General features: G+C 41.9%; 15 protein-coding genes. All 15 read left to right on the forward strand.

All coding sequences use genetic code 11. The annotated features are described in order from the left end of the window. Positions 1-32 precede the first annotated feature (32 nt). The 15 genes from LVD16_RS14025 to LVD16_RS14095 all read left to right on the forward strand — a co-directional run bounded on the left by LVD16_RS14025 (position 33) and on the right by LVD16_RS14095 (position 20,215). Entirely contained in the window at positions 33-3,176 is a 3,144-nt protein-coding gene (locus tag LVD16_RS14025) for a glycoside hydrolase family 76 protein (protein WP_233768891.1), read from the forward strand. A gap of 12 nt (positions 3,177-3,188) precedes the next feature. Further along, positions 3,189-4,664, forward strand: a complete 1,476-nt coding sequence (locus LVD16_RS14030) for a GDSL-type esterase/lipase family protein (RefSeq protein WP_233768892.1) — start codon at positions 3,189-3,191, stop codon at positions 4,662-4,664. Between the two features lie 28 nt (positions 4,665-4,692). Beyond that, positions 4,693-7,449, forward strand: coding sequence for a glycoside hydrolase family 2 TIM barrel-domain containing protein (locus LVD16_RS14035; protein ID WP_233768893.1), 2,757 nt, complete (start codon positions 4,693-4,695; stop codon positions 7,447-7,449). A gap of 33 nt (positions 7,450-7,482) precedes the next feature. After that, positions 7,483-8,733, forward strand: a complete 1,251-nt coding sequence (locus LVD16_RS14040) for a PQQ-dependent sugar dehydrogenase (protein ID WP_233768894.1) — start codon at positions 7,483-7,485, stop codon at positions 8,731-8,733. Between the two features lie 39 nt (positions 8,734-8,772). Continuing rightward, positions 8,773-9,135, forward strand: a complete 363-nt coding sequence (locus tag LVD16_RS14045) for a c-type cytochrome (RefSeq protein ID WP_233768895.1) — start codon at positions 8,773-8,775, stop codon at positions 9,133-9,135. Between the two features lie 121 nt (positions 9,136-9,256). After that, positions 9,257-11,431 (forward strand): GH92 family glycosyl hydrolase, encoded by a 2,175-nt coding sequence (locus LVD16_RS14050; RefSeq protein ID WP_233768896.1) that lies wholly within the window; start codon positions 9,257-9,259, stop codon positions 11,429-11,431. A 32-nt stretch (positions 11,432-11,463) separates the two neighbouring features. Further along, positions 11,464-14,733 (forward strand): glycoside hydrolase family 2 TIM barrel-domain containing protein, encoded by a 3,270-nt coding sequence (locus LVD16_RS14055; RefSeq protein WP_233768897.1) that lies wholly within the window; start codon positions 11,464-11,466, stop codon positions 14,731-14,733. 209 nt (positions 14,734-14,942) lie between these two features. Then, positions 14,943-15,545: a toxin-antitoxin system YwqK family antitoxin gene (locus tag LVD16_RS14060; protein ID WP_233768898.1), complete on the forward strand. Its 603-nt coding sequence runs from the start codon at positions 14,943-14,945 to the stop codon at positions 15,543-15,545. Positions 15,546-15,600: 55 nt separating this feature from the next. After that, positions 15,601-16,410 carry a hypothetical protein gene (locus tag LVD16_RS14065; protein WP_233768899.1) on the forward strand — a complete coding sequence of 270 codons (810 nt, stop codon included), beginning with the start codon at positions 15,601-15,603 and terminating at the stop codon, positions 16,408-16,410. A gap of 634 nt (positions 16,411-17,044) precedes the next feature. Then, the gene (locus tag LVD16_RS14070; RefSeq protein WP_233768900.1) at positions 17,045-17,308 is read left to right on the forward strand and encodes a hypothetical protein; all 264 of its coding nucleotides are present in this window, start codon (positions 17,045-17,047) and stop codon (positions 17,306-17,308) included. Positions 17,309-17,461: 153 nt separating this feature from the next. Then, positions 17,462-17,746 (forward strand): hypothetical protein, encoded by a 285-nt coding sequence (locus tag LVD16_RS14075; protein WP_233768901.1) that lies wholly within the window; start codon positions 17,462-17,464, stop codon positions 17,744-17,746. Between the two features lie 104 nt (positions 17,747-17,850). Further along, positions 17,851-18,426 (forward strand): hypothetical protein, encoded by a 576-nt coding sequence (locus LVD16_RS14080; RefSeq protein WP_233768902.1) that lies wholly within the window; start codon positions 17,851-17,853, stop codon positions 18,424-18,426. Positions 18,427-18,738: 312 nt separating this feature from the next. Then, the gene (locus tag LVD16_RS14085) at positions 18,739-19,200 is read left to right on the forward strand and encodes a DUF1493 family protein (protein ID WP_233768903.1); all 462 of its coding nucleotides are present in this window, start codon (positions 18,739-18,741) and stop codon (positions 19,198-19,200) included. Between the two features lie 94 nt (positions 19,201-19,294). After that, on the forward strand, positions 19,295-19,618 hold the full coding sequence (locus LVD16_RS14090) for a hypothetical protein (RefSeq protein ID WP_233768904.1): 324 nt from the start codon (positions 19,295-19,297) through the stop codon (positions 19,616-19,618). A 126-nt stretch (positions 19,619-19,744) separates the two neighbouring features. Beyond that, positions 19,745-20,215, forward strand: a complete 471-nt coding sequence (locus LVD16_RS14095) for a hypothetical protein (RefSeq protein WP_233768905.1) — start codon at positions 19,745-19,747, stop codon at positions 20,213-20,215. Positions 20,216-20,332 lie beyond the last annotated feature (117 nt).

Genomic DNA, 20,332 nt, shown 5'->3' on the forward strand with positions numbered 1-20,332 from the left:
AAAAAATTATTCCCACATGAAAAAATACTATTATGACCATAAGAAAATACATCCATTTGTTTTGGCTCTTACTACTACTACTACAATCAAATGCTTTTGCTCAGATAGAAAATCCCAGGGCCGACTCGGCAATTAATGCTTTTAATGACGCTTTTTTAATCACGAATACGCAGGATCAAACCGCTTACAGGCGGATTATTGACAGTGCCCAGTTTGATAGTGGCTGGACGCTCGCACTCAATATCCAGGGTATGCTGGATGCCTACGAAAGATCAGGGGATGCCGGGTATGAGGCCATCCTTAACGATTTGATGGGCAGCTTCTTAGTGCTTAATTCACCTCCCTATGAATGGGATGGATGGAATGATGACCTGGCCTGGGTAGGTCTGTTAAATGCCCGTGCTCACCAGATGATCGGCAATCAGGAGCATGTAGATGACGCCGATTATTTCTTTCGTTTGGCCTATGACCGCGGCTGGAATACTGATTTTAATGGTGGAGGCATATGGGAGCAGCAGCCTAATTATTCAACCGATGCTTCCAGCATGAGTAAAGACGCTCTTTCAAACAACCCCAATGGGCACCTTGCAGCACTTCTTTATCAAAGCACTGGAGATCAGTATTATCTGGATAAGGCGATTCAAATTTATGATTGGTCTGTCACCCACATTTTCAACCCTAAAAATGGACATGTGTATGCGGGTATCTATCGCAATGATCATTTGAATAAGGCCTTAACAGCCTACAGTCAGGGCTCTTTTATCGACTATTCTACTTTGCTATATGACATCACTGGCGAGGAGCGCTTTCTAAGAAATGCTATATTGGCCGCGGACTATACGCTCAGCCAGCTGACTAACGAAGAAGGCATCATTTCCACCAGTCAACGGCATCATAATACCTGGGCTGGTGAATTTGCTCGCGGACTTGGCCATTTGGCAAAATCTAATCCTGAGCTTTGGAATAAGTATTATCCTGTGCTTAAGAATAATAGCGATGTTACCTGGGCTAACCGCCGTAGAGATCTTAACCTCACCTGGAACGGTTGGGCAATACCTACTGAGGAGGAAGTTGGGGTAATGTCAAATGTATATATCAGTGCGGTGGCCTTGCATCAGCACACGCCGATAGTGCAGCCTATATTAAGTGAGATTGAAGCTGAGAACTATAACTTTTGGGCTGGAGCTCCATCTCAAAACATCACTGCAAATGCGGGTAGCATACAACTACAAAATGATGAGTGGGCCGAATATGTAATGGAAATCCCGGAAGATGGCACCTATACCATTTCATTGGACGTTGCCGCTACATCTGCTGCTTCATTAGAACTTCTTCAGGACAAAATCACATTGACCACAGTATCGGTTCCTGCTACGAACAATTTTCAGACTTACGCCACGGTGAGTGCTCCAATCATGTTGAAGCAGGGTTTTCACGCCATAAGATTAAAGGCCGTAAATGGTGAAATCAATATCGATAAGTGGAGCACTCAAAAGTGTGATTTGATCGTGCCATCGGTATCGGTTAATGACGCTCCAGCTACAGATGATACCGAGATCACATTAGATGAGGGTGACAACTTGCTGTTCAGTCCTCAGCCTTCAGAAGGCACATGGAGCTGGACCGGTCCTAATAATTTTTCGGCCAATACAAGGGTAGTGTCTATTACGGATATCTCACCAAGTCAGGGAGGGATTTACACTGCACATTATACAGGTCCCGAGGGCTGCATATCAGTGCAGGACTTTAGGGTGACATTAAGTAGCTGTGATCCTACAGCATTAACTACCACAGTAACGGTGTTTAATGACGGTTGGCAAGAGACCAGCGGTGATATTGAGGCGGGTAGCTATGTGAAAATAACAAGCTCTCCTGAGGCAGGCAGTTGGAGCTGGACTGGCCCTAATGGGTTTACAGCTAATACTAGAGAAATTACGTTTAACAGCATTGGCTATGAAAATGCAGGTGAATATACACTCACCTATCACAATGCCAATGGTTGTGAAAGCACAACACAGGTCACATTAGCATTGATGGGTGAGGACCCGTGCAGTTCGGCTATCATTCCTTATATAAACATCAATGGCTGGAAGGAAGGCACCTATGGTTCTGTCAATGAGGGCGCTAGTTTTCAATTCGGACCGCAACCTACTTACGGTAGTTGGAGCTGGTCAGGTCCTGCGGGGTTCACCTCCAACCAGCGGGAGGTATCGGTCAACGATTTTGATCAAACTAAAGCCGGAACCTATACGGCCACTTATACCAATGAACAAGGCTGTGTAAGCACTCAGGAGTTTATCATAGGTCTGGCGGGCTGCACATCTGCTTCCATTGTGCCGGATATTACGGTAAACGGAACGCCATGGGCTTATTCTGATTCGATTTCTCTTACCTCTGGTGGCAGCTATACCATCACCCCTCCGGATATTGGCGGGCATTGGAGCTGGACTGGAGATAACAATGGCGGAGAACGTTGGGAAGGACTTTTCGGATTTTCGTCAAACGAACGCATCGTTTCTTTTAGTAATGTTCTTGATATCAGAGGCGGGAAATTAACGCTCATGCATGCTGATGAAAATGCCTGTATAAGTACTTATGCCATAGATATTTATGTGGAAGGAGATGATTACTGTGCCACTCAAATTACACCATACATCAATGTGAATAATGAGGGCTGGGAGCAGTCATCTAGTGGTGCACTTGAATTAGGACAAGGTTTTACCACCGGTCCTCAACTAGCGGATTCAAAAAGGGCGCATTGGATATGGACCGGTCCTGATGGCTTTAATGCTGAAAAGCGAGAGATTTCCATCAATAACATTCAGGAGAATCAGCTAGGAACGTACAAAGTGGTGGCCGTCAATAACATTGGCTGCAAAAGTTCTATCGATTATATCATTGCTATAGGCACTGAAGATGTAGTAGCTACGGAGGTGGCGCATAAAGATGCTGAAATCATATTTTATCCTAATCCAGCCACCGAAACAGTAAAAATTATGGGCATTGCGGAAGATGCTGAAGTGCAGGTTTTTGATTTGAATGGAAGGAGTCAAACCGCCAATGTGAGCTATCAGGATAGCGGAGAGGCATGGTTGGACATGACCAGGCTCAAGCCGGGCATCTATTTTATTAAAGTGAATAATGAGAATAAAGCATTCAAGCTGATCAAACAATAGAGAATGAGATTTATGATGAGAAAATTAGTGATGAGTATTTGGGTAGTGGTGGTTGCCATTTCTGCAGCGCAGGGCCAGATAAGAATAGTTTGTGTGGGAAATAGCATCACAGAAGGTTGGGGCTTGCGTAACTCGATAACGGAGTCGTATCCTGCGCGCCTTGGCGCTATGCTCGGGCCGAATTATTCAGTACTTAATTGTGGTGCAAGTGGCAAAACTATGTTTAAAAACGTGGCCGATACCTACTGGACCACCGGTAAATTAGAAAGAGCCAAAGACTTTCAACCCGACATTGTGGTGATTGCACTCGGCACCAATGATGGAGATTCTTTCAGATGGAAGCCTCATAAGCAGGAGTTCAAAGGAGACTATTTATCTATGATGAAGGCATTTCGTGAAGATGGGAGAGATCCCATCTTCATTTTAGCGCATTGTCCGCCATTATTTGCCAGCGAAGATCAGAACTACAATATCAGTCAGGAAGTGATTCCCATCATTCAACAAATTGAATCTGAGGAACATACCTACTCAGTAGATTTTTATAATGAATTGATTAATGATGCAAAGTTATTTCCCGATGGGGTGCATCCGGGAGTTTCCGGGTCTGTTAAAATGGCGCAGGTCCTACGGTCGGCACTTTCTCAGGCTCTGATATCTGAAGGAAAGATTACTGTGAATGGAACCCATCAATCGGCGAATGCCGTGGAGGTAAAAGTTGGGGATAAGGTGGTGCTGGATCCTTTAGTTTCAGGTGGAAAATGGAGTTGGCGAGGACCGAATGGTTTTACCTCATCTGACCAGAAAATTGCAATAAAAAAGATTCAGATGAATCAGGGTGGCTTCTATATTGGGAATCATACCAGCTCAGCAGGAGCACAGAAAATGGTGGTGTTCCGAGTGTCTGTTGAAGGGTGTGCGCCCTCTGAGATTGAGCCGTCAATGAAAAATGGATCTGAATGGCAGGCGGTAGATGCATTATCCGTGCCTGCGGGATCAAATATTGCTTTTGGCCCACAGCCTGCTGCTGGTGCCTGGTACTGGGAAGGCCCCAACGGGTTTACTATGACTGCTCGTGAGTTCTCGCTCAATGCCATTAAAAATGCTCAGGAAGGGGAGTACATCGCCACTTATTATAATGAACAAGGATGCTCATCTACAAAGACCTTTCAGGTAGAGGTGACCGGTGAAGATGTGTGTCTGTTGGAAGGAATTACGCCCTACATTCAGGTAGAAGGGGAATGGAAGCAGCAGGCAGAGATATCTGTATCACAAGGAGGTACCATTCGTTTTGGTCCTCATCCAGTTCAAATGCAAACCTGGACCTGGAAGGGGCCCAATGGTTTTACTGCCAAAGGCCGGGAAATAACTATAAAGGATATTGATCAAACGAAGGAAGGAAGATATGAAGCCTTTTTCAATGATGAAGAAGGCTGTAAGGATAGCCTGGAGTTCCATGTTAAAATGAAACCCTTAACTTCAGGGAAGTGAGAATAACCTTAATTAATCAATCTGCTTCATGATTTATAAATACATATTAAGTCTTTCGCTTCTACTGAGTTGTTCGGGCCTATTTGCACAGAAAACTGATATCAAATACCTCTCCGGTACGGATAAAGATCATACCGTTTCATGGGATTTTTACTGTACTGATGGCCGCAAGAGCGGAAAATGGACACAGATAGCGGTGCCTTCCAATTGGGAGCAGCAAGGCTTTGGTAGTTATAATTACGGCCACGATCGTCCGAAACACGATGAAAAGGGGCTTTACACGCATTCTTTCTCATTGGATAAGTGGAAAGGCAAGCGGGTTTACCTGGTATTCGAAGGTTCCATGACTGATACAAAGGTAAAAGTAAATGGACGTTCTGCCGGACCGGAACATCAGGGTGGCTTTTATGAATTTAGCTATGACATCACCGATTTGCTGAAGCAAAAAGGAAAGAATTTACTGGAAGTGGAGGTGAGTAAAATGTCATCTAATCCATCTATCAATGATGCCGAGCGGCAAAGTGATTATTGGGTTTTTGGTGGGATTTTTAGACCGGTGTACCTGAAAATTGTTCCTGAAACCCATATCGAGCGACTGGCTATTAACGCCAAAGCTGATGGTACATTTGCTGCCGATATCTTTCTAAATAAAGCAAAAGATCAGTACGAATTAGAAGCTCAGGTATATGACGCAAAAGGTGAAAAGTTAGGTGCCGAATTTTCTGTAAAAGTCTCTGATAATCAAATGGTTGCTCAGTTAAATAACTCCTTCAATAAGCCGAGGTTATGGAGTGCTGAGTTTCCGAATTTATATTTCGTAAAGGTATCACTTAAGAAAGGTGATAAGACCATTCACCAGATAGAGGAGCGGTTTGGTTTTCGTACCATGGAAGTGCGCCCGCATGATGGATTGTATTTAAACGGAAAGCGAATTGTTCTGAAAGGAAGCAATCGCCATAGTTTTTGGCCGGAGACGGGGCGCACACTGAGCCATGATCTACATGTAATGGATGCCGGACTCATCAAGGAGATGAACATGAATGCCGTTAGGATGTCGCACTACCCGCCTGATAAGGATTTTCTGCATGTGTGCGATTCTATAGGACTGTATGTGATTGATGAGCTGGCGGGGTGGCAATCCAAATACGATACGGAAATGGCCAGGCGATTGGTTAAGGAGCTGATTGTCAGAGATGTAAATCATTCGTCTATTCTCTTTTGGGCCAATGGCAATGAAGGTGGTTGGAACAGAGACGTGGATGGCGACTACAAGCTTTATGATCCTCAAAATAGAAACGTAATTCATCCCTGGGAATATCATGACGGGATCAATACCAAACATTATCCTGACTATAACTATGTGGTGCGGGAAACGGCAGAGGGACAGGAGGTTTTTATGCCAACGGAATTCATGCATGGCCTTTATGATGGTGGTGCCGGAGCTTCTCTGAAGGATTTCTGGAGGGTAATGAAACGCCACCCGTATTTAGGCGGGGGATTTATTTGGGCCTTTGTAGATGAGTCGGTCATGCGAACAGATCGGGATAATGCTCTTGATTCTGATGGAAATCATGCTGCGGATGGTATTTTAGGGCCTCACAGAGAAAAGGAAGGCAGCTTTTTTGCCATAAAAGAGCTTTGGTCGCCCATTCAAATTATTAGTGACAATAGTATTCTTACGTCAGATTTTGACGGGAAATTGCGAATAGCAAATGACTACTCATTTACCTCACTGAGTCAGTGTAGTTTGAAATGGCAGCTGGTCCGTTTTCCTTCCGTAAGCGATCAGAGTACTAAGAACTTAATCTTGGCCCAGGGCCAACCAAAGCCACTGGAACTGATGCCTGGGGAGCATGGCATTTTAGATTTAAACTTACCCGCCGATTGGGCAGCCAGTGATGCGCTATACCTAACGGCTTATGACATCAATGGCCGGGAGATTTTCACCTGGAGCTGGTCAGTGAAAGCACCAAAAGCTTTTGTTCCTGCTTCAACGGGAGCCGCATCATCTACTATTACTGTGTCAGACAACGAAAAAATATTGATTGTCAAGGATCAGGGGATTGATTTACAATTTGATAAAAGCACTGGTTTTCTCTCTCAAATAGAGAAGGGAAGCAAGAAGATTTCATTGTCAGGAGGGCCTTCACTGGCGGGGGTGAATACCAAGCTAACCTCTTTTAAGTATAGTCAGGAAAATGAAGGTTACACTGTGCAGGCTGAATATGATGGTGATGCCACTTTGAAGGTGAAATGGACCTTCACGCCAGGGCAGCCTGTAAAGATGGAGTACACCTACAAGCAGCAAGGAGAGGCCGACTTTATGGGAATCACTTTCGACTATCCTGAAGATAAAATATCGGGAATGAAATGGCTGGGCAGAGGGCCTTATCGTGTCTGGAAAAACCGGATGCAAGGACTACAGTTTGGCGTGTGGGAGAAGGAATACAACAACAGCATTACCGGAGAAACCACCGAGTACCCGGAATTCAAAGGTTTTCATGCAGAAGTGAACTGGGTGCAGATACAAAATAAGGAATTACCATTTACGGTCTACACCGAAGATGAGCATATGTACTTTCAAATGTTGCAGCCATCTCGCGAGCAGGATGCACTGCAAAGTAACAACGTTGAGCCAGCCTTTCCGAAAGGCAGCTTTGGCTTTTTGCAGGGCATTAGCGCTATCGGTACCAAATTCCAATCTGCTACAGTGATGGGGCCAGAAGGGCAGAAATATCGCAATAAAGACCAGTGGGTTTCAGGCACGCTCTGGTTTAATTTTTAAATATAGAAACAGCTAAGATTTACAATAATTATAATGAACCGAAACACTTATTTAAATGCTCAGATGAGCACTTCTTTTCGCAAGACATCTTATTGGATGGTTGGCATTTTGATATTGATGGGTGCTTGCAATACCCCTGAAAAGAAAACGCAGGAAGTAAAAGAGCTCCCGGAGATTTCGCTTAAGGCTACCATGGTAATCGATACCATGGAAGCGCTCACTGATATTGCTTTTCCGCCCAATGGTGACCTGTGGGTAACAGAGCAATCTGGTAAAATATCAGTAATTAGAGATGGCGAACTTCAGGAAGAGCTATTGTTAGACATCACCGACAAAACGGTGCCCATGCATAATGGCTATGAAGAACGTGGTATCCTCGGAATAGCGCTACATCCTGATTTTGAGCACAATAATAAGTTTTATTTACACTATAGCAGGCCATCAACAGAAGGATCTAATCATACCTCAGTGGTGTCGGAGTTCACCTTCAATGGCGCTACCGCTGATGCTGATAGTGAAAGAGTAATACTCACCCAAGAGCAGCCGGATGGCAACCATAACGGTGGGTGTGTGAAGTTTGGCCCTGATGGATACCTCTACATTTCGTTTGGCGATGGCGGTGGCCAGCATGATGAGCACGGAGCCATTGGGAATGGTCAGGACCTCACTACGTGGCTGGGAAAGATCCTGAGAATTGATGTGAATGCCGAGAGTCCATACGTGGTGCCAGCGGATAACCCATTTGTCAATACCACCGATGCCAGGCCTGAAATTTGGGCTTACGGATTCCGCAATCCGTACAGAATGTCTTTTGATAAGTCAACAGGGAAGCTATTCGTAGGTGAAGTAGGTCAGGACCTGTGGGAAGAGGTGGACATCATAGAGAAAGGCGGTAACTATGGCTGGAAAATACTGGAAGGTACCCACTGTCATAATTCTGAAAATAAACCAGATAGCAGTTGTGATAAAAGCCTCATGATCATGCCGATAGCAGAATACAGCCACAAAGTAGGAGTGAGTATAACAGGAGGATTTGTATATCAGGGTGAAACCATACCTGAGTTGAAAGGAAGATATGTTTTCGCTGACTGGACCGGGCCTTTCTTCTATCTGGAGCAGCAGGAAGATGAGTGGACACGTGCGAGTATAGTGATGAATGATCTACCAGAAAATTCTAAAATCACAGGCATTAGCGAAGATCGCAATGGGGAGCTTTACTTCCTGACTAACCCTGACACCGGGCCAGGAAACAAAAAATGCGGCATTTATAAAATCACAAAATAGACTATAACTCAAGCAATGATTCAAGATAAATTGAACCGAATGAACATTAAAACGCTGCTCTTAACTGCAAGCACAACAGCTTTATTATTGGCAGCCTGTACTACCAAAAAAGAAAACACGTTAATCCAGCAAGTTTCTGAAAATGAAGGTGTTGCACAAGGAAAATTATTGATTGAAAAGTCTGATTGTATGAGTTGCCATGCGGTAGATGTGAAAAAGATTGGGCCTTCCTTTCAGGATATCGCTAAAAAATATCCTGCTAATGATCAGAATGTCAGTCAATTATCTCAAAAGATCATAAAAGGTGGAAGTGGTGCCTGGGGACCGATAGCGATGTCTCCTCATGCTGATATATCAGAGGAAAAAGCTAAGGAAATGATCAATTATATTCTTAGTCTTTAGGCCTGTAAGTCAGTTAAATACAGGAATTTTCACTCTACTAGTATAGAGGTCATTCTCAAACATAAAAATCCATTGATTAATCAACTCGTCAAGATAAATAAGTGAAGTTAAAATAATAAGGATGCGAATTTTATCATTAATAACTCAAAGCCTTTTGGTGGCCCTTTTTGCCGTAGACATGGGCTGTCAATCAAACAAATCAGATCATAAAAATAAACCCTTAACTGACTATGTAAACCCTCTTTTAGGAACTGCTACCTTGTGGGAGCCGGAAGATTTGGGCTACAAACGTACCTGGAAACAGCGCACCTGGGGAGCAGAAGTATTTCCCGGATCATCGGTGCCTAATGCCATGGTGCAGCTCAGCCCAGTGACTCAGTTTCGCAGTGGGGCCGGGTATCAATACGAGGACAGCGTGATCTATGGTTTTTCTCATACCTGCAAAGGGCACTGGAATCTGCAGCATCTGCCTATTCTGCCTGTTACGGGCAAGATAACCGCCACAGACTATCGTTCCGGTTTTAGTCATGATAATGAAGCGGCTCGTCCCGGTTATTATCAGGTGCAGTTAGATAGATACCATGTAAATGCCGAGCTTACTTCCACGCTGCGTTGTGCTTTTCATAAGTATACCTTCCGGAAAGAGGATGAAAAATCCGTGCTGGTAAATGTGAAGCGTTCTAACAATCATGTGCGTGAATGGAATATCCAAAAGGCTGGTGAACATGCTTTTAGCGGCATGCAGGATGGTGAAGGCAGGATTTTCTATTATGCCATAAGCAACTACCCGGTGGATAGCATTGAGCAGGTGAAGGAAGATCAGGATGAAGTGGCCTTAGTGCACTTTGTAGATAGCAAAGGGGCGAAGCCGCTGGAGCTTAAAATCGGGTTTTCTTTTGTAAGCATTGAGAATGCTAAGATGAATCTGGAGGCAGAAATGGAGCAGAAATCTTTCGCTCAGGTGCAAAGTGAGGCCGATTCTACCTGGCAAAATCTGTTGAGCAAAATCAATGTAGAAGGTGGTACTGAAAGAGAAAAAGGCTTGTTTTATTCCTGCTTGTATCGATCATTTTTGTGGCCTGCTCTGCGTAGCGATGTAAACCATGAGTATACTGATGAACGCGGTGAAGTAGTAAACAAAGGCTTTAACAAATACACTGATCCTTCTTTTTGGGATGATTACCGCAATAAATTGATATTGCTGGGTATGCTTTCGCCTGATGTGGCCACGGACGTGCTCAAATCCATTATTGACAAGGGAGAGAAAACAGGAGGATATATGCCCACATTCTTTCATGGCGACCATGCATCCACCTTTGTAGCGGGTAGTTATTTGAGAGGTCTTAAGGATTTCGATCTCAACAGGGCTTATAAGTTGCTGTTGAATAATGCTTTTGTTCCCGGCAGAGGCGGCAGACGCTACCTGGATGAATACCTGGAAAGAGGCTGGATCGCTGAAAAAGACACCGTAAATGTGCCTACCTGGGATGAATACAAGGGCGCTGTTACTAAAACAGTGGAATATGCTTATGATGATTATGCTATTGCCTTAATAGCCAAAGCGTTGGGTGATGAAGAACACTACCAAACATTGATGGAGCGCTCTGATAATTACAAGAAGGTGTTTGACCCAAGCACCGGTTTTTGGCGAGGCCGCATAGAGGATGGCAGCTGGATTGAAGACTTTGATCCTTACTACCCTTATTTCCAATACATGTACAGGGAAGCTAACGCCTGGAATGCGCTGTTCTTTGCGCCACATGATCCTGAGGGCATGATTGAGCTCTACCCAAGTAAGCAGGCAGTGGAAGATAAGCTGGATTCTCTTTTCTCTGAGCCATGGAGAGGCTATGAGGTGCACAACATGACCGGTTTTATAGGAAATTACTGCCATGGCAACCAACCCGGACACAGCATTCCCTACACCTACTACTTCATAGATAAGCAGGAAAAAGCTCAGGTAATGCTGGATAGCATCATGAACCACTTCTACGATATGGGCGCTGATAAGCTGGCCTATTCCGGAATGGATGATGCCGGAGAAATGTCAGCCTGGTATGTGTTCAATTCCATTGGCCTTTATACCTATTCACCTGCAGATCCTGAATACCTTGTTACCGTACCGCTATTCGATAAGGTGACTTTCAACTTGCAGGGCAAGCCTTTTACCATCGTGAAAGAAGGAGAGGGGGAGAAGATTACAAGTATTACCTATGGCGATGATACTCTGGATGGATACTTCATCACCCATCAGCAGCTGCAGGAAGGTAAGGAGCTGGTAGTCAATACGAAATAAGTCTAATTACAATTAAAAATTAATCAACTGAAATGATCAATAAAGTCAATACGCTATTGCTTACGGTGCTCTCATTGTTTCTGTGCCATACCATAAAAGCACAGGATGGAGCTGACGTGAATAGCAAAACTAAAGAGGCCAGTGCCTTTGACATCAGCTGGATTGCAGATGAGCATGTTTTTGCTGTCAACAAGGAGGCCGGCCATGCTACCTTTATTCCCTATGCATCTACTAACGCTATGAAGGCCGATGCATATTACCAGCAACCGTGGGTAACGCCTAAGCAGTCGACAACCATAGACTTGAATGGCAGCTGGAAGTTTAAGTGGGTGAAGGGCACCAAGGAAGGACCTGGCCCCAGCGAGTTTCAGGCGGCCAACTATGACGACAGCAACTGGGATAACATCAGGGTGCCGATGAGTTGGGAAATGGACGCGCGTTATAATGACCCGACCTACAATAACACCGGTTATCCTTTTAAAAATGAACCACCCTATGCCCGCGAAGGATATGAAGAACATGGCGTGGTAGATCATAATGCTACCGGCTTTTATCGCCGTGATTTTGATCTTCCTCAAAGCTGGAAAGATAAAGAAGTATTCATCCATTTTGATGGGGTTTATAGTGCGGCTGTGGTATGGGTGAATGGTCAGTTTGTGGGCTACTCTCAGGGATCTAATAACGATGCAGAATTTGATATTACAAAATATGCCAAGCCAGGCGCTAATCAACTGTCAGTGCGCGTGTACCGATGGAGTGATGGCTCGTATCTGGAAGGCCAGGATCACTGGCGCATGAGCGGTATACACAGAGATGTTTATCTGGTAGCTACGCCAAAAACCTTTGTTCGTGACCACTACATTACGGTGGAAGACCAGAATGCCAATGCTACCGAAGGTAAGCTCAATGTATCCTTGGCCATTGACAATCGTGGCGGTGAAAAAGGCACTAAAACCTATAAGTTGGATTTGCTTGACGCTGAAGGAAAACTGGTGGCAACCAAAGAAGCGAAAGTCAAAATTAAAGACGCGTCTCAAACCTTGAACCTTACTACCGAGGCATTGACAGGGCTTACGCCATGGCACACCGAAAGCCCTTATCTCTACACGGTGGTGATCAGCCAGCTTAACAAAGGAAAAGAGGAAATGGTGTTCTCCAGTAAATATGGATTTAGAAATATCCAAATGGTAGATCAGGGTGATAATCATTATGTTACCATCAATGGTAAGCGCATTTTCTTTAAGGGTACAAACATACATGACACGCACCCGCTCTATGGCAAGTATGTAGATGTGGAAACCATGCTCAAAGACATTACCCTGATGAAGCAGGCCAATATCAATACCGTTCGTACCAGTCATTATCCGCGTCAGGCGAAGATGAATGCTATGTTTGATGCTTACGGTCTTTATGTGATGGATGAAGCGGATCTGGAATGCCATGGCAATAACAGCCTTACCCGAAATCCGGATTGGAGAGATGCCTTTGTTGATCGTAATGTGAGAATGGTGCTGCGTGACCGAAACCATTCAAGCGTTATCTTTTGGTCTCTAGGAAATGAAAATGGCAGTGGAAACAACCTGAACGAAGCCTATAAAGAGGTGAAAAAACTGGATGACCGGTTTATCCATTGCCATGGAAATGAAAGCAGCTCTGATATGCATTCTGAAATGTACACCAGCGTGGATGGCGCCAGGCGACTGCAGCACGGAAAAGATGGGAAACCATTCTTCATCTGTGAGTATGCACATGCCATGGGGCAGGCCGTGGGTAACCTTACGGATTATTGGCAGGTGATTGAAAATAGTAGCGGTATCATTGGCGCTTGCGTGTGGGATTGGGTTGATCAATCCATTTACAATCCTGAAAATATAAAAGATGGAAATTTAGTCGATGATCAGGGTTTTCATGCCTGGGTATCTGGCTATGACTTTGATGATTACGTCATCAACCACCCGGGCCGATATAATGACCATGCCTTCCAGGGAAACTTCCTTAATAACGGTATAGTTTCTCCCGACAGGCAGTGGACGGCTAAGCTCACAGAGATCAAAAAAGTGTATCAGTATGTTGATTTTTCTGGTTTAACGAGTGATAATCAGCAGGTAAGCATAAAGAATAAGTATCCGTTCAATAACCTTTCGGATATGTTTTACCTCACCTACACAGTACGAGAAAATGGTCGAATCATTGAAGAAGGAAAAGTGCAGGAGGTGGATGTGCCATCAGGCGAATCACGCACCATTCAAGTGCCTTTTAAAACCTTAAAGAATGCCAACTCTGAATATACCGTAACCGTAGGGCTGTGCCTAAAAACATCTACTACCTGGGCCAAGGCGAACTATCGTCTGGCAGATGAGCAGTTTGTTATAAAAGCGCGTAAAAAAGAGCTATCACCGATTATGGCCAAAGGAAAACTTTCCGTTAAGAACAATAAGGTAACAGGAGAGAATTTCTCCGTGGAATTTGATGAAAACGGTGCCCTGAAAAGCTACATCTTCAATGGCCAGGAGCTCATAGCACAAGGACCTGAATACAATGATTTTCGCAGAATAGATAATGATACCGAAGGCAAGCAGTATGAGGCCAACAATGGTGACGATGGTGATCGCCAATATGATTATGATGCTACAGGCATTAAAGAACACAGCATTACTGCCAAGCTGAAGGAGCAAGGGGATAACGCCACCATTTCTATGTCTGCCAGCGGCTGGAAAGCAAACTATACCGTAGATTATACCGTCTACCCGAATGGAGCCCTTGATATGACGGTGAAGTTCGACCCACAGCGCAGAGGTCTTCGTCGCCTGGGGCTGGGCATGCAGTTTGCCGATGGTTTTGAAGGTATTGAATACTACGCCAAAGGCCCATGGTCTAACTACAGAGACCGCCAGACGGGTTCATACCTGGGACGCTATGAAACCACGGTAGACGATATGGTAGAGGAATACGTGCACCCACAATCATATGGAAACCACCAGGACCTGCGCGAGCTGATCCTAAAGAATAGTGCAAACCATGTAAATCTCCGCATCGAAACAGAGGGAATGGTAGCCTTCTCCCTCAGCCATTATGACGAGATGACCTGGAACCAACACATTCAGTATGAGCGCCTACACTGGTCAGACCTAAAAAGGTATGACAAAGTCTTTGCCCATTTCGACTACTGGCAGCGCGGCATCGGAAACAATAGCTGCTTTTCTGACTCTTGCCTGCCACATTACGAAGTGCCATACCCAGGCAATAACCAAGGCGGCAACCTTAGTTATACACTACGGTTTATACCTGAGGTTGGGAAGTGATTTTAGAATGAAAGGAGAGGGGGTTTTGGCCCCCTTTTTTTTGTGGTTAGGGGATTGATTATTTTATTGGAGATTGGTTAAAGTACTTATGAATGAATATTATTACGAATCAATACCAGGCTCTATGCCTTGTGGTATATAAATACGAATATTAAAAATATATTACCCTTAGTTATCCTCATTTTTTTTGCAGGTTGAACTAGATAGATATGAATAAAATATTGAAGTACGGATTATTGTTATTTATACTTGTGAATTGCTCTAACGGTGTAAAGAAACAAGGATCTGAGGTGTTAGATTATGAACAGCTATCTTTTAAGGATGGAGAGGGGTATTATCGGGGCAAACCTTACAATGGGGTGGTGGTCTCTAAGCACCCAAACGGTCAGAAAAAATTTGAATCTGTATTTAAAAATGGAACTGATAATGGAGAATTTAGGGAATGGGATGATGAAGGTAATTTACTAGAATTGAGTCAATCTCAGAACGGTAAAAATCATGGAAAATATGTACGCTATTATCCTTCAGGGAAGAAATATTTTCAGGTGGAATATTATAAAGGACAGCCAACAGGAGAGGCAACTGAATGGCATGAGAATGGTAAAATTAAAATAGCCTATTATTATGAAAATGGCCTAGAAAACGGTTCTTATATCTTATGGGATAGTACGGGAACAAAACTACTGGAAGGACAGATGAAGGATGGTAAAAGAGATGGTGAATGGCATGAATATTGGAAAAACCAAGGATATATGGTTATTAATACCTACAATAAAGGAGAGTTAGTGGACTCTAAAAAAACTTCAAAATAGAAAGTGTTAATTGATACTTTCAGTCAGACAAAATGTTTCAAAAAAAAGGATGAAAATGAAGGATATTGTACTAATAACTGTTGTTTTTTTGTTTCTCTCCTGCATCAACGAATCATCCCCAGAATATCTAATCACAAAAGATCAAGAATTAAAAATTAAGAATATAATCAGTTCGCATACCTCTGATTTGGAAAAATCGATAACAAAAAAAGAACTATGTTATTTTAAAGAATTTATAAAGAGATATGATTTTAATGGCGAGTATTATGACAATTTTACCTCTGGATATTATATTAAATATTTAAATGTTGATTTTATAGGGTTAAATGCTGCTATTGTTAAGAAAAAAGATAAGTATTTTTTTGTTCCATTTTTAATGTTTAGAGAGCTTATATCTAAATATAATTATAGAGATGGAAATTTAACTACCATCGATCCAAAATTTGAATATGAAATGAATACTTTGAATGCGATTTTGAAGATGGATGATGAAAACCACAATGTTCAAAATACAATAAATGGGATTAACATAATTAGTGAAATCTATAAAACTGATGATTATAAAATGTGCTACACATGTCATTCTCCAATTTTTAGTAAAAGATTATATTATTTGAGTAATGAAGATTCATGGCTTATTAGGCAACTAAATGCCGATCAAAAAGAAGCTCTAGAAATACAAGTCAAAGATGACGTTAGAAAAAATATTATTTTTGAAATAGATAAGATTGGGTTCTATATATTAAAATTTGACACGGAGAAATGTGAGCAATTGCAATCTATAATGAATATTTCGGTTATTGATACGACGAAAAATAAATATATGTATTCAGACCATGCAGGTTTCGAATATGAATGTCACTAGATTATCATAATTAGTTTGATATTATATAAATAGACAACAGGTCTATCGAATCTTTCTCCTTTAAGGATATATTAAACTGAATATTCGATAAAACGATCTATTTACAGAGGTTCGAATAATCGATCGTTTTAAGATATTATTGTTTAACATTAGATTAGCGCATAAAAGAAGTATGAGAATTCGTCTCTTTATACGGATGTTAGGCACAATTTCATAAATGATGACTCGTACACTAATTGGATTGGCATTTCTAATATTCTCTTGTGGTCAGAAACAGGGGAGACTGACTGAGCTATCAGATTCACTACTGTTAAAGTCACAAACAACAGATACAGTTGACAACGCAGTGAAACGGGACAATTGCAATTCTTGGCTTGATGAGGCAGACTCAACACTACTCACCGGTGACTTTGTGAAATATATCAAGGAAAATGGGAGGATAAGAATTGAATGGGGAAATAGAGACTTCAAGCGAACCTTGGGCCATGATTTTGACTGCGACGCCGCACCATCATGGATTCCGACTATTCGATGGTCAACATCGAGATACATTGGACTAGGCTACAGTTGTGGATCTCCTTGCTGGGGGACAATCATTTTACCAATAAACTCAGCTGACTCGGTGGTTGAAAGGATGTATGACCTTGAAAAAGAGTTGAGTAAAAATCTTATCGTTTATCTCGATGGTGAGGACTATGATAGATTGACAATTGAGAACTGGGTAACTGGAGAAAAACAAGAAGTCAAATCTGAGGTGACCTGTGAGTCAGCCTTTCTAGGCTATTGTATTGACTCACTTAGATTAGTGAACGACAATCTATTTATTCAGTGGGACGTGTCTGCTGGGCAGAGTGACACGGAAATAAAGAAGAGTGACTGGGTGAAGCTGCAGATATGAAACAATGCCTAACTGTGTATATAATTCATGATGGCAGAGTTTGAAGATTAATTGTTAATTTGGCCTGTCGGTACGCTTTATATGCGAACGTTGTAAGCTATTAAGCCAATACTTCATCTGGACGTCACGATTTACTAACAATAAAAAAAATAAATGTATCACATAGTTTTACATTGCAGGCCATCAATTAACAATCATGAATTTCACGGCAAAGTGACTGGTGCCTATGCTTCAATATTGATTGACTATAAGGACTATGATGGAGCGATTAACTTAGCAACATTCTATACTCAACAGAGTGGCTGGGAGTTTATCGAATTAGAGGATGAGTATTATATATTCGACGAAAAAGAAGATTTACCGGATGACTATCAAGCATACTTTGACGAGGTAATAGAGTTTGGCTATTCCATAATTTTCAACACCTACAAGGGATAACTAAACAGCTTGCTATCATGGCGCTATGGTTTAACATCGAATTAGTATTCGAGGCAATTCCACCGGCCTAACGCGTCTCATACTAGCACACTTGAAAAAATTAAATGGAAGGGTTTTTATTCATAGGACTTTTGATACTCGTTTTAGGTGGCATACCCATCGGAATTGGACTATTGCTTTATTTCGTTACAAAGCGAATTGGTTACCCAAAGGCGGCTAAGTATTTGACCATTATATATGGCATCCTTATACTGACAAAAGCACTTTTAATAGTTTTTGAGGATCAACTATTCACAAAAAGCAGTGCATACAAACTTGTAAGCGAACAAGGAATTGAGTTGAGAGATGACTTTGACCTGATACACAATGAGTCAGCGTCTGCTTTGCAAGACTACTATCACACATTTACTTTAAGCATTTCAGATAGCGACAAACAAAAGGCAATCATTACCATTAAAAATACCGACAATTTTCAGTCTGACGATAGTTCGATTGACCATTTACTCTACTCATCAGACAACGGCTATTTTGGACCTAAAGTGACTCAAAACTATGAGACAAAAAATGCTTTTGTTAGAGAGTATCGTGAACCGAGCGGACAAGAAGGATATGCACCTACTTTTAGACGTATTTCGATTGATAAGCAAACTAATGAATTGACTTTTGAGGATATTAAATGAATGAAAAAGGCCACGTTGCCGCCATGTTCGGTGGGTAGGGGATGATTAAAAAGTGTATCCAACTCGAAAAAGGAATTGAGTTTTGGAGGAAAAAGATAACAGCCGCTAAACTGGAATTTAAAGAAGAGTAATGGTTGCCGGCTGGCTTAGAGCAAACTCGCACGTACCAGGCAAGCTATTCTCATCGGACTTTACAAGTCTCATCAAATGGTGTCAGTTATTCACTATGAGTTTTAATTTGAAATAGTTAGATTGGCTCAATGGAATGTTTACGTCTTTACACCAAGGTGTTTAGAACTCTAATTAGAGCATATGAAAATAAAAAGAGTTGAGTACGCGAAACTTCGGCATGCATATGCAACTGTTAAAATGTTTCTTGAGAAAACTTCGGGTGTACGAATAACATCACTTAATAATACCATTGCAGAGGACTTAGGGTTGTGGGGTGATGATAACTTGTTTCTATTGGAAGAGTTCGTAAATAGGTATGAACTTCAACATAATGGCATTGAATACGAAAAATACTTTCATTCAGAAGTAGAACATCTTGCCTCAACTACTATATTAATTAATATATTAAAGCTGTTAATTTGGCTTCCTCTAAAGCTTATCGAATGGCTAACGTTGAATAAGATAAAACTTAGTCTATCGCGATTTGAAAAGCTGGAAAGAAAGGTGAATGACATGACATTTAAGGATTTGGTGACTTGGTATGTTGAAAAGGATTTTATGCTCTCAAACCAACTCAAATACGAATTGAAATCAGCCCAATAATCTCACTCTTGCACGAATGGGCAAGCTGATAAGAGCTGGTAATGCTCATCAAACGCCAGTGCTCATTCGCTATGTGACATTCTACTTAATTAAGATGAAAAGTGAATTAGAAAAAATACTTGAAACTGTTCCAACAGAGGTTCCATGGAGTGAAATTGTTGACTTTGATAAATTTGACGAAAGACAATCTGCAGTTAGCGTTCTTTATTCAAACACAATAGGAGTTTGTGAGAATTACATTGAGTTTTGTCCAGATTATGAACCTCCACAAAGAGAAGAAATTCTGTCGTGGATTTGGGCGTTTAGACCTGATTTGGGAAATGAAATATTAGAAATGAATCTGTCTGAAGGTTTTAAAATTCTAATAGAGAGCTATAATTCTTCTGAAATGCTAAAATTCTGGGATTATGTCAGTTAAAGAAGAAATAATAACAGAAATCGGGATTGGCAAGTCAGGAAAGCTCATTATAAAGCCTCAAATCGCGAATTTTTAGTTTGATTTAAAGAACATCACAGAACAATAAACACTTTTTCCTTCGTAATTATGGGTCTAAAACTAAAGTTTTTTATTGGTGACAAAGATGATATAGTTAATGCTGTTGCAGATGAGGATTTTGATATACTTGAAGAATTGGAGGACCAAAGGGATTTTGCTGACTTTAGCTTGCACTTATCTCCAAAGGATTTAAATTTTCTTATTAATATTATTTCAAGTCATTTATCTGATGAATCATTTGGATTACGAGAAAACCTGGATACTGAGGATTGTTATTTTGATGAGAATGATCGAGGCGCTTTTTATGTGAAAGAGGTGGTGAAAAATCTAATAGCAAAAAGTTCAGAAAAGGATGCGGCTATGTATGCTTCTAGATGGTATAAGAAGCTGTCAGAAGAATACCCAGATGAGCATATTGGAGATTCATCAATGGCTGAACAACCCATTTCTGATTTGATCAGAATATGTCAAATTGCATTAAAAGAAGATAAGTGCTTAGTGCATGTATGGTTCGTATAGAGATGCTTTGCGATTTAGCACCTCAGTTACCGCTATGCTCGGCATGGTGGTGTGATTACCTGTGGTTCTATTATTCAATGCAAAACAGCCGCTAAACTTAAATTTAAAAAAGAAGAG

It is taken from the genome of Fulvivirga ligni, assembly GCF_021389935.1.
Classification (GTDB): Bacteria; Bacteroidota; Bacteroidia; order Cytophagales; family Cyclobacteriaceae; genus Fulvivirga; species Fulvivirga ligni.

What these genes read in the sequence shown, in the direction of transcription:
- LVD16_RS14035 (WP_233768893.1), top strand. Translation starts at nt 4,693, where the DNA reads ATGATTTATAAATACATATTAAGTCTTTCGCTTCTACTGAGTTGTTCG.
- LVD16_RS14085 (WP_233768903.1), top strand. Translation starts at nt 18,739, where the DNA reads ATGAAAATAAAAAGAGTTGAGTACGCGAAACTTCGGCATGCATATGCA.
- LVD16_RS14050 (WP_233768896.1), top strand. Translation starts at nt 9,257, where the DNA reads ATGCGAATTTTATCATTAATAACTCAAAGCCTTTTGGTGGCCCTTTTT.
- LVD16_RS14060 (WP_233768898.1), top strand. Translation starts at nt 14,943, where the DNA reads ATGAATAAAATATTGAAGTACGGATTATTGTTATTTATACTTGTGAAT.
- LVD16_RS14030 (WP_233768892.1), top strand. Translation starts at nt 3,189, where the DNA reads ATGATGAGAAAATTAGTGATGAGTATTTGGGTAGTGGTGGTTGCCATT.
- LVD16_RS14040 (WP_233768894.1), top strand. Translation starts at nt 7,483, where the DNA reads ATGAACCGAAACACTTATTTAAATGCTCAGATGAGCACTTCTTTTCGC.
- LVD16_RS14045 (WP_233768895.1), top strand. Translation starts at nt 8,773, where the DNA reads ATGAACATTAAAACGCTGCTCTTAACTGCAAGCACAACAGCTTTATTA.
- LVD16_RS14055 (WP_233768897.1), top strand. Translation starts at nt 11,464, where the DNA reads ATGATCAATAAAGTCAATACGCTATTGCTTACGGTGCTCTCATTGTTT.
- LVD16_RS14075 (WP_233768901.1), top strand. Translation starts at nt 17,462, where the DNA reads ATGTATCACATAGTTTTACATTGCAGGCCATCAATTAACAATCATGAA.
- LVD16_RS14070 (WP_233768900.1), top strand. Translation starts at nt 17,045, where the DNA reads ATGTATGACCTTGAAAAAGAGTTGAGTAAAAATCTTATCGTTTATCTC.
- LVD16_RS14080 (WP_233768902.1), top strand. Translation starts at nt 17,851, where the DNA reads ATGGAAGGGTTTTTATTCATAGGACTTTTGATACTCGTTTTAGGTGGC.
- LVD16_RS14095 (WP_233768905.1), top strand. Translation starts at nt 19,745, where the DNA reads ATGGGTCTAAAACTAAAGTTTTTTATTGGTGACAAAGATGATATAGTT.
- LVD16_RS14090 (WP_233768904.1), top strand. Translation starts at nt 19,295, where the DNA reads ATGAAAAGTGAATTAGAAAAAATACTTGAAACTGTTCCAACAGAGGTT.
- LVD16_RS14065 (WP_233768899.1), top strand. Translation starts at nt 15,601, where the DNA reads ATGAAGGATATTGTACTAATAACTGTTGTTTTTTTGTTTCTCTCCTGC.
- LVD16_RS14025 (WP_233768891.1), top strand. Translation starts at nt 33, where the DNA reads ATGACCATAAGAAAATACATCCATTTGTTTTGGCTCTTACTACTACTA.